Origin of the sequence: Milkweed yellows phytoplasma str. MW1, assembly GCF_000309485.1 — a bacterium.
Classification (GTDB): domain Bacteria; phylum Bacillota_I; class Bacilli_A; order Acholeplasmatales; family Acholeplasmataceae; genus Phytoplasma.
Genome location: NZ_AKIL01000050.1, coordinates 1 through 10,276, shown reverse-complemented (window position 1 = coordinate 10,276; position 10,276 = coordinate 1). Strand labels below are relative to the sequence as shown.

Sequence of the window (10,276 nt, the reverse complement as noted above, 5' to 3'; positions counted from 1 at the left end):
AAACTCCTTTTTTAAGTTTGGCTAAATAAAAAAACCAAACTGTTTATTTTTAATTAATAAACAATTTGGTTCAATTAGTTGTTTCCTTTTGGATCCACTTTTGTGGGGCACCTCATTCTTGTGTATATTTTTTGGCTATTTCTGTAAAAAATAAAAAATTTTCATATTTTAAAGAACTATTACCGGCTAAAATACCATTAATTTCTTTTTGTTGTAAAAAAGCTTCTACATTAGAAACGTTCACGGATCCACCGTAAATAATGTTAAATTTTTGAGCCGCTTCTTCGTCATACATAGTAGCGATTTTCTTTCTTATTTGACCAATGTTGTAATTAGCATCTTCTGGTGTAGCACTTTTGCCAGTGTTAATAGCCCAAATTGGCTCATAAGCTAAAATAATATCTTTTAAAGAATCGCTGGCTACATTTTGAAAAATAATTTCTAATTGGTTATTTAAATATGTTTGAGTTTCGTTTTTTTCTTTTACTTCTAAACTTTCCCCTAAACAAACCAAAGAACGCATTTGTTGTTCTAAAACAGCTAAAAGTTTTAAATTAACTATTTCATCCGTTTCTTGAGAAAGGATTCTTCTTTCGCTGTGTCCGATTAAAACATATGTAACGCCTAAAGATTTAATATTTTGGGGAGAAATCTCTCCTGTAAAGGCACCTTCATTTTGATAAAAAACGTTTTGAGCGCCAATTCTTAAATGTTTACCTTCTATTTGTGTTAAAGCATCTAATAAAGTAATTTGTGGAAAAATAATTGTTTCTACTTCCTTTTTATTAGGTACTTTGTCGTTCACTTGAAAAATATAATTCAAAGATTCATCTTTGTTTTTGTGTAATTTCCAATTGCCTGCTATAATAATTTTTTTCATTTTTTTCCTCTGTTTTTAAAAAGCTGTTACTTTTAATATTTTGGTCTTTTCTGAAGAATTGTTCAATAAATGATATTCTTCATTAATAGATAAATAAAAAGTATCGTCTTTTTTTAATAAATAATGTTTTTTGTTTAAAACTAAAACCACTTCACCTTCTAAAACATAACAAAATTCATCATTGATTGTTCTTGTTTGAATTATTGTTTGTCCTTGGGGTTCTATTTCTATTATAATAGGTTTTATTTTATTTTTTTCTAATTTTGGAAATATATTATAAATAGTATGCTTTAAATTATGATTTGGCGCACTAATAAAATCTTCTTTGGTGTTGATTAATGATAAATTTTTCTCTTGTTTAAAAAAATCTGATACTGAAACGTTAAAAATTTCTAACAAAGGAAATAAAGTTTTTAAAGAAGGAGAAATTAAATTATTTTCAATTTGAGAAATATAACCACTAGTAACATTAATTTTGTCAGACAATTCTTTTTGTGTTAATTTATTTTTTAATCTTAAAGTTCTAATTTGAAATCCAATATCCACTTCATCTTCCTTTTAATATTTTTTTAAATAACTTTTTTATATACCTAATAAGAGATTTAATTCTCGGTATAAATAAATTTGTTGATTAAAATATTTTTTCGAATTATTTTTATTTTTTTTATGATTTTTATATAATTCTAATTTGTCTTTTTGATATTTCAATCTCCATAAAATTTTTAAGAGTAATAATTTGATTTTTCCTCGGAAAAGCTGTTTTTTACGAAAACGAACAGTTTTTTTATCAATTTTATTAATTTGTTTTAAAATAGAGTTATTTTTTTGTAAAAAGGTGTTTTGGCTATTTTCGTAAGAGTCGAAAATAATTTTTTCTTTCTTTTCTTGGTTTTGTTTGATTATTTTGTTTTGTATAGGGTATAATTTTATTTTTTTAACTATTAAATCAGATTTTTTTTTAAAAGCAGATAAGAAATCTTGAAATAAAAGCTTTTTTTCTTCTTCTATTTGCTTCATTTCTTGGACGAAATTATTCTCTATTTCTTTCAAAGTATCATCTAAATTTTCCTGAATTAAAGTAATTTTTTCTTTCATTTGAACTAGCTGTTGATTAATAGCTTGTTGTTCTTTTTCGATTGTTTTTTTGATTCTTTTTTCTTCTTCTTGGGCTACGAAATGGATATTTTTAATTTGAGAAAAATGAATGTCTTTAGCGATATCTAAAAAAATATCAGTTAATAAAAAAATTTTATTATTATGGATCAATAATAAGTTTTGCTTATTTTGTTCTTGCTTAGATAAGATATGACGATTATATTTGTTCCATTCGTAATAATCTAGGCGAGATTGATCCACAAATGAGGTTAAATTATGCCAAAAAGACCACCAATAATTCCAAAACTTTTTTACTTTGAATTTATTTGATATTTGAGATAAAAAAGTTTTTGGAGCAGATGTTTGATTAATGGTAATAATTTGTTGAAACAATTTATTTTGATAAAAATTCTTTTTTTGTAATATTTTATTTTGTGTTTTTCGTAAAGCGTTGATTTGGCTTTCTTTTTGGTCGTTATTGGTCTTCTTTTGCTTTTGCCAATGATTTAATTGTTCTTTCCATGATTGATAAAGATTATTAGAAATTTTAATTTTTTTATCAAAAACAGCGAAAAAATTATTATTAGGATTATCATATTTAAATTGTACATTATGAACTAAATCACGAATAAAAGAAATATTTTTATCATAATATTCTAAAATAACCTGGATTAAATCAATTTTTTCTTGTATCAACAACTCTTCGAAAAGATATATTTCTTTTTGCAAAAGATAATGTGAATCAAAGTGTTTGTCGTGAATTTGATCAATAAAAAATTGCAACAAAGAACTCACTTCTTCAAATTCTTCTGTATCAAATAAGACTTTAGATTTATTATTGTTTAAATAATTGTTTAATTTATCTTGCATTATGTTTATCAAATTATTTTGTCGGTTATTAGCTTCGTTAAGATGATTAATAAAAGAAATTATTTTTTTTAAAATATTTTTTTGATTGATAAAATTTTTTTCTATGATATTTTCTATTTTGATTTGTTGAACTTTCATACGAAATAATAAATTTTCTTGTTGTTGTTTATAGTTCATATTTGCAAAATGTATTTTATGTTCTTGATTAACATATAGATGTTCTAAATTTTCTTTTAAACGTTGTGTTTGTTTATGATTTTGAATTATTTTAGCATAATATTCAGATGTAATTTTAATTTTTTCAATTTTTAACTGCATCTTTAATAAATATTTTTTATGTTGGGTTTTATGCTTTAAAAATAAAACTTTTCTTTGAAATTCTAAATTGTGAATTTTTTTTTGTATATCTTGATTTTTTTGTAAAAATAAATATTCTAATTTGTTTTTAGCGTTTTCTTCTCGTCTTTCGATTTTAATCATTTCATAATGTTTTTGAACATCTGTTTGTCTTAATTCGATATCTAGCATTTTAATTTGTTGGAGATATTCATGATTAATTAATTCTTTTTTTTGTTTACAAATTAAATGTTGGTTATAAATCTCCATGTCAGTAATTTTAAAAAAGATTTTTTTTTCTAAAGCAATGATGTTTAATGATTTGTTGTAAAGAAATTTTAACCAAAAATATTTTTTACGCCAAATATTTAAATCTTTATAATAACGGATTTCATTTTGCATCATTTCTTTCATTAAAGATAAAAAACATTTTTCTTTAGTTTTAGACACTGATTCCAGAAAAAAAAACATCATTAATTTTTTTTCTTCAAATAACATCTGTTTTTTTTCTTCTAAAGCATGTTGATTATGTTTAAAAGTGTTTTTTTCTTGATCAAAGATTTTATTATGATCCGTTAATTTATTTTGAAAAAGATCATTTATTTTTTGCATTTTTTCCGCAAAAATATTATTTTTCTTAATTTCTTTTTGGTTAATGTGAGTTAAATTATTTTTATAATTTCTTTCTATTTTATCTAAATTAGCGTTTAAACCGTTTTTTAAAGCGATGATTTGTTTATTAATTAATATATTTTTTTCATGAAAATATTGATAGGTTTCGTTGGTTTTGAATTTAGTTTTTTCGGAAATTTCTAAATGTTTTTGTAAAAAATTATTTTGTTCTTTTTCTTGTTCTGTATGTGTTTTGTGTTCCAAAAAAATAATATTGTCTAAATCGGTTTGTGTTTTTTGTTTTAAAGAATCAATATTTTGTTCAAATAAAGTGTTATTTTTTTTTTTAGCAAAATTATTATGTTTAATTTTTTTCATTAATTCTTTAATGCATTTGTGTTCTTTTTTATCTTTTTGAATAAAATTAGTGTATAAAATGCTTTGAAATTTATTTTTAATATAAGATAGGTTATTGTGATGATCAACGTTTAAATCTTTTAATTTAAGAAAAATTTGCTGATTTAATATTTTAGTTTTTTGATCAATTTCTTGTTCAAAAGACATACTTTGGGCCTGATAATTATAAGGAAAGGAATTATTGCTTTGTAAAAGATTATTCAAATAATTTAACACAAATAATAAATTATTTTGCGAAAAATCTTTATTATTGTGTTCAATATCAGTTATAGAAGAAACATTTTTTTGATTAAAAGACATTATTCATTTTATCCTCGTTACCCTAATATTAATACTTATTATATATTATAACACACTAAAACATAAGATAATGATATTTAAAATGTTATAATCAAATAGAGAGCAGCTCGAGGTGTAAAATGTATTATTATATTAAAGGTAAAATTATCGAAATTAATAAAAATAGCGTTATTGTTGATAATCATGGTATTGGTTATCATATTCATTTTTGTAGCCCTTATTTTTTCCATATAGAACAAGAAGTAAAATTATTTCTTTATTATTATATTAAAGATAATATCCGTGATTTGTATGGTTTTACAGAAATGAAATTTCTTTCTTTTTTTAAAAAATTAATTTCTATTCCAGGAATAGGACCTAAAAGCGCTATTGTGATCACCAATGTAGAATTTTTTCAAGAAACGCAAAACGCTATTAAACAAAATAACATCGCTTATTTAATGAAATTCCCTGGCATTGGTAAAAAAACAGCTCAACAAATTATTTTCCATTTACAAAATAATTTAGTTACTCCAAAAACACAAACCAACGCTTTTGTCCTCAACCCTAAACAAAATGATGTTAAAGATGCTTTGATGAATTTAGGTTTTAACGCTAAACAAGTCGAACATATCATTTATAAAATAGATTCTAACCAAAGTTTAGAATTAATGATAAAAGAAGCTTTAAAACTTTTAATTAATAAATAAAAGGATTAAAAATAACATGAATACTAAAGATATTGTCAACGAAGAAATCAAAATAAATAATAAAGATGAACAATTTTTAAGACCACTATTGTTAAACCAATACGCAGGACAATCAAATATTAAAAATATTTTAAGCGTCTATATTAAAGCTGCCCAAAAAAGAAAAGAATCGTTAGATCATCTTTTATTTTACGGTCCGCCTGGCTTAGGCAAAACTACTTTAGCTAAAATTATAGCTAATGAATTAAAGGTTAATTTTAAAATTACCAGTGGAGCCGTGATAGAAAAAACTGGCGATTTAGCAGCTATTTTAAGCAATCTTCAACCAGGAGATGTTTTATTTATTGATGAAATTCATCGCTTGCCGAAAAGTATTGAAGAAATTTTATATGCCGCTATGGAAGATTATGTTTTAGACATTATTATCGGTAAAGAAAACGAAAGACGTACAGTGCGCATTGATTTGCCGCCTTTCACTTTAGTAGGAGCAACTACTAAATTCGGTCATATTTCTTTCCCTTTAAGAGATCGTTTTGGCTTAATTTTAAAATTAAATTATTATAACGAAAAAGAGTTAAAACTTATTTTAAAAAGAACTGCGTCGGTTTATGGTAACCAAATAGAAGAAAAAGCTTTAGCAGAATTAGTTAAAAGAAGTAGAGGAACCCCTAGAATCGCTAACCGTTTATTCAGAAGAGTAAGAGATTTTGCTGAAATTTATTCTAATAAAGTTCTTACTTATCAAATAACCTTAGACACCTTAGAAAAGCTACAAATAGATTCTAACGGTTTAAACGAAACAGATTATAATTATTTAAACACATTAGTGAATCAATTTAACGGTGGTCCAGTCGGTATTAAAAATATTGCCGCCACTATCGGAGAAGAAATATTTACCATTGAAGAAGTTCATGAACCTTTTTTAATTAAAAAAGGTTATATCAAAAGAACTGCTCAAGGCAGAATTGCCACCGATTTAACCACCCAATTATTAAAACAAAAAAATATTCATAAAAAATCATGAACTGCGATTGATTGTTCGAACTCGATGGATGGGGCAAGGAAAACGGTATTTGGTGTTGAATTTTGGTGGTATTATATTATCAGGATAGATCAGAGATACGTTTCGGGATTGCTCCTTATTACAAACTGGCCTCCCTTTGCTGTTCCGTTTTTTTTTTTTTTTAAAAACAAACAAAAAAACCGCATTCAGCGGTTTAGTGAGTTATTTGTTTATTTTTTGAATAGAAGCCCAAACAATCGATCTCACTAAGACCTTTTTTATTTGAAAGAGGTCTTTTTTTAATTGTTTAAATAGATTGTTTCAATAAATTTGATATTCTTAATTTTTTCATTTATATAGTAAAATTCTATTATTTGTTAATATTTATGGTTAACTTTACAATTTTTCTAACATATAATGGATAGCTGCAACATGTAAAAGATTACCGGCATTAACGAAAAGATGCCAAATAAAATGGTAATATTTCTTATAAGAATTATTATAAAAAATAACTCCTGCGCTGTAAGCTACTCCGCCTAAGACCAAAAAAAACAAACTCTTTTTCAAATCCCAAAGAGAATGGATTAAAAAAAGACCACTCCAACCTAAGATTAAAAATAAAAACAAATGTATTTTTTTGCCTTTATCGAAACTCAAAATTTTAAATGAAATTCCTATAAAAACAACTATGGTTTGGATCAAGAAAAAGAACCAACCTTTTGTCACTTTAAGGCTGTCGATAGAAAACAACTCTTGATCTAATTTTAAAAATAAAAAAGGGAAGAAACTGCCCCAAATCAATAAATAAATACTTATATGATCGAATCTTTGGAATAATTTTTTAGCTTTAGTAAAAGCTAAAGCGTGATATAAAGAACTCATAGAATAAAGGATCATCATAGTCACAATAAAAGCGAATAAAGGGATACGACTGTGACCTTTATCATGCAAAGAACATTTATGAAAAAAACAAAAAATAAAAATACTTAAAGGAACCATTATACCGTGTGATATCGCGTTAGCTATTTCTTCGCCTATTGTTTGTCGTTCTACTTTTTTAGTTGGCCAATTCATTCTTATACCATCCTCCTTTCTTGGGAAATGTTTGTAAATAATTAAAAAAGGTTATTTAATCATATTTTTTTTAACAAAAAAATTTTATTTATGCCAGTTTTTTAAAATACTGTTTTGAATTTCTTGATAATCTTTTTTAGTCAATTGGTTCATATGATTAACAGCGTTAATTATCAGCTCTTTTTCGTTATAACGCGGCAATAAATGCACGTGAAAATGAAAAACTGTTTGACCGGCTATTGCGCCGTTATTATTTAATAAATTGATTCCTTCAGCGTTAAAAGTTTGAACTAAAACGCGACTCATTTGTTGTACTACTCCAAATAAATGTTTTAAGACCTCTGTCGGAACTGCGTGTATATTCACATATTCCTCTTTAGTAGCCACTAATGTATGACCTTTAGTGTTTTGCGAAACATCTAAAAACGCGACCACTAAATCATCTTCATATAAAATATAACCAGGAATTTCATGGCGAATAATTTTAGTAAATATAGTATACATAATTAAAAAACCTCTTTTTTCTTCTATTTTTTAAAAGAATAACTATCATTTATAAAGATAATGTTATTTTAAATAAGTTCTGATATTTCTAAAATTATTTTTAGAAATTTTTTTTAAAACCTCTAAGCCTTTGCTTTGATAAATCCACTTAATTTGTTCATCCACTAACTTAGAAGAGCCTAATTTTAAATCTATTTGTAGGGATTTATTTAAAGCTTTTATTTCTTGTAAAAAAACATATCTAGCGATAATAGAAGCCAAAGCAACGCTTAAATATTTAGATTCGGCTTTGGTTTCCAAAAGAAGATTGCGGAAAACTTCTTTTTCGTTGGCTAAATAAGAAAAATAATTTTTAGGAGAAGCAAATTGATCCAAAATAACAGGGTATTTTGGATTCGGCAATTCCTTTAAAAACTCTAAAAGATTATTGTTATGCAATAAAGCTTTGATTTTATTTAAATTATTGTTTTTAATTAAAAGATTGTATTCTTGGGGAAGAAGAATTTGAACACGATAAGGTACTTTTTGCATCACTAAAGGAGCTATTTTAAAAATTTGTTGAGAAGATAATTTTTTAGAATCTTGAATGCCTATTTCTTCTTGTAAAACAGACATTTCTTCTTTTCTTAATAAAACAGCACATACCACAACCGGACCGAAAACATCGCCTGTTCCTACTTCGTCCAAACCAATATTATTTGTTCTTGCTAAAAGACTCTCTTTGGCAAGGCGGGAAGAAAATTCAGAAGATAAAGTCTGGGAAGGAGTTTTAGACAAAAGAAGGTTTGGTTGCTGCGGAAGATTCAATTTTTCTTGAATAAAAGCGATTTCTTTTTGAATATTTTTACCTTGAAGCAAACAAGTTCCTTTTTTGAAAAAAGTAATTTTAACATTTTTTTTTTAACAACCGCCATAACGGTAGGATTATTATGCGAAATCATGTCTTTTTGGTAATTTTTTTGCAGAATTTTTATTTGTTCTAAATTTAATTTAAAAGTGTGATTTTCAGACATTAAAAACCTCTTATTTTTCCTTGGAAAAAGAATGATTTAATTGATCGATCTATAAGCTATCTTGTTTTTATTTTTCAGTTAAAGACCAATCAATAATAGGAATTTTATTTTGTGCTAAATATTGGTTTGTTTTAGAAAACGGTTGAGAATCGAAAAATCCTCTATGAGCTGAAAGGGGCGAAGGATGGGGACTTTTAATAATATGATTTTTATCCGCATCAATGTATTGTTCAAAAGTTTGTGCGAATTTGCCCCATAAAATATAGACAATCTTTTCTTTGCGGTTTAAAGTTTTTAAAATATTTTTAGTAAAACTTTGCCAACCGATATTACTATGACTTAAAGGTTTTCCTTTTTCTACCGTTAAAATCGCGTTTAATAATAAAACTCCTTGAAAAGCCCAATTAGACAAATTGTTTGTCTTTGTTTCTAAAGATAAATTATTTTTCAACTCTTTAAAAATATTTCTTAAACTAGCGGGCGTTTTATCGTTTAAAACACTAAAAGATAAGCCATGAGCTTGATTAACACCGGTATAAGGATCTTGTCCTAAAATAACTACTTTTACTTTCTCCCAAGGGGTGAATTCAAAAGCATTAAAAATATCTTTTTGAGGAGGGAAAATTTCTTTGCCTTGGTTATGTTCTTCTTCTAAAAAAAGTGATATTTTTTGAAAATAATTTTTTTGTTTTTCTTGTTCTATGATGGTTTTCCACACAATATTATTTTATCCCAAATCTTTTAATTAATGGTGTTTTTATTCTTCTTCCTCTTCATACTCTTCGTATTTTTCCTCTTCTTCGTCATCGTCCCTTATATAGGATAAATATAAATCAAACATAAATAAGATCAAGACTGCAAAAAAGACAAAATAAACATAAAATTTGGGAATAATAAGCACGTGTTTAGCTCTAATATCCTCATATCGTAAATTTGTTTCATAATCCGAAGATTCCTTATTGTTATCTCCTTTGGTCGTTATTAATGTTTTATCTTTGTCTTTTTTTGCATTTCCTTTGTTGTTGGGAACGTTTTTAACAACTCTATGGATAACATATTGAGCACGTTGTTTTTTCAAATCCGAAATATCTGAAGTTGTGCCATCTGCTTGTTTCCCGCTAGGTTCAAAAACAATGATATCTCCATCTTTTTCACCTGGTTTTAATTTTTTCTTATCTTCGTCCGATATATATTTAATTAAAACATAATCTCCCGGTTTGATAGCTGGGTACATGCTTTTAGTAGGCACTTTAGATAAACTAAAACGAAAATATTTCAAAGTGGTAGCTAATGAACCAAAAACGTTAAATAACATCATTAAAACAACTAAGAATAAAATAACGTAATTGAAAACAGTAACAATAGTTTTAAAAATATTTTTTATTGGAGAATGATCATTTTTTTTCATGATTTTTTTGTACCGTGACTTTTCGAATCTTTTGAGAAATAAATTATTAGATTATTAGAAATATAATTAACTAAC

At 25.7% G+C, this 10,276-nt stretch carries 10 protein-coding genes; 2 read left to right on the top strand and 8 right to left on the bottom strand.

Annotation, left to right across the window (positions count from 1 at the left end; all coding sequences use genetic code 11):
• Positions 1 to 112: 112 nt before the first annotated feature.
• From tpiA to RI76_RS01200, 3 genes are read right to left on the bottom strand one after another with little or no spacing between them, the layout of a single operon-like run.
• Entirely contained in the window at positions 113 to 880 is a 768-nt protein-coding gene (tpiA, locus tag RI76_RS01210; RefSeq protein ID WP_017192316.1) for a triose-phosphate isomerase, read from the bottom strand.
• Between the two features lie 15 nt (positions 881 to 895).
• Positions 896 to 1,426 carry a helix-turn-helix domain-containing protein gene (locus RI76_RS01205; RefSeq protein ID WP_017192315.1) on the bottom strand — a complete coding sequence of 177 codons (531 nt, stop codon included), beginning with the start codon at positions 1,424 to 1,426 and terminating at the stop codon, positions 896 to 898.
• 36 nt (positions 1,427 to 1,462) lie between these two features.
• On the bottom strand, positions 1,463 to 4,510 hold the full coding sequence (locus RI76_RS01200; RefSeq protein WP_017192314.1) for a hypothetical protein: 3,048 nt from the start codon (positions 4,508 to 4,510) through the stop codon (positions 1,463 to 1,465).
• Between the two features lie 119 nt (positions 4,511 to 4,629).
• On the opposite strand from RI76_RS01200, the gene ruvA reads away from it, so the two are divergent.
• Both ruvA and ruvB read left to right on the top strand, forming a co-directional pair.
• Positions 4,630 to 5,199: a Holliday junction branch migration protein RuvA gene (gene ruvA / locus RI76_RS01195; protein WP_017192313.1), complete on the top strand. Its 570-nt coding sequence runs from the start codon at positions 4,630 to 4,632 to the stop codon at positions 5,197 to 5,199.
• Between the two features lie 16 nt (positions 5,200 to 5,215).
• A complete protein-coding gene (ruvB, locus tag RI76_RS01190) occupies positions 5,216 to 6,223 on the top strand; it encodes a Holliday junction branch migration DNA helicase RuvB (RefSeq protein WP_017192312.1) in 1,008 nt (335 codons plus the stop codon).
• 375 nt (positions 6,224 to 6,598) lie between these two features.
• Here the strand turns inward: ruvB and trhA are convergent, their stop codons facing one another.
• The 5 genes from trhA to RI76_RS01160 all read right to left on the bottom strand — a co-directional run bounded on the left by trhA (position 6,599) and on the right by RI76_RS01160 (position 10,201).
• A complete protein-coding gene (gene trhA / locus RI76_RS01185; RefSeq protein WP_017192311.1) occupies positions 6,599 to 7,276 on the bottom strand; it encodes a PAQR family membrane homeostasis protein TrhA in 678 nt (225 codons plus the stop codon).
• Between the two features lie 84 nt (positions 7,277 to 7,360).
• Entirely contained in the window at positions 7,361 to 7,780 is a 420-nt protein-coding gene (locus tag RI76_RS01180) for an HIT family protein (RefSeq protein WP_017192310.1), read from the bottom strand.
• A 63-nt stretch (positions 7,781 to 7,843) separates the two neighbouring features.
• The gene (rnhC, locus tag RI76_RS01175) at positions 7,844 to 8,638 is read right to left on the bottom strand and encodes a ribonuclease HIII (protein WP_017192309.1); all 795 of its coding nucleotides are present in this window, start codon (positions 8,636 to 8,638) and stop codon (positions 7,844 to 7,846) included.
• Between the two features lie 222 nt (positions 8,639 to 8,860).
• Entirely contained in the window at positions 8,861 to 9,511 is a 651-nt protein-coding gene (locus tag RI76_RS01165) for a uracil-DNA glycosylase (protein ID WP_017192307.1), read from the bottom strand.
• A 39-nt stretch (positions 9,512 to 9,550) separates the two neighbouring features.
• The gene (locus RI76_RS01160; protein ID WP_017192306.1) at positions 9,551 to 10,201 is read right to left on the bottom strand and encodes a S26 family signal peptidase; all 651 of its coding nucleotides are present in this window, start codon (positions 10,199 to 10,201) and stop codon (positions 9,551 to 9,553) included.
• Between the last annotated feature and the right edge of the window lie 75 nt (positions 10,202 to 10,276).

Bases quoted from the DNA above. Each gene is read 5' to 3' on its own strand.
- RI76_RS01200 (WP_017192314.1), bottom strand. From the start codon at position 4,510: ATGTCTTTTAATCAAAAAAATGTTTCTTCTATAACTGATATTGAACAC.
- RI76_RS01180 (WP_017192310.1), bottom strand. From the start codon at position 7,780: ATGTATACTATATTTACTAAAATTATTCGCCATGAAATTCCTGGTTAT.
- ruvB (WP_017192312.1), top strand. From the start codon at position 5,216: ATGAATACTAAAGATATTGTCAACGAAGAAATCAAAATAAATAATAAA.
- tpiA (WP_017192316.1), bottom strand. From the start codon at position 880: ATGAAAAAAATTATTATAGCAGGCAATTGGAAATTACACAAAAACAAA.
- trhA (WP_017192311.1), bottom strand. From the start codon at position 7,276: ATGAATTGGCCAACTAAAAAAGTAGAACGACAAACAATAGGCGAAGAA.
- ruvA (WP_017192313.1), top strand. From the start codon at position 4,630: ATGTATTATTATATTAAAGGTAAAATTATCGAAATTAATAAAAATAGC.
- RI76_RS01160 (WP_017192306.1), bottom strand. From the start codon at position 10,201: ATGAAAAAAAATGATCATTCTCCAATAAAAAATATTTTTAAAACTATT.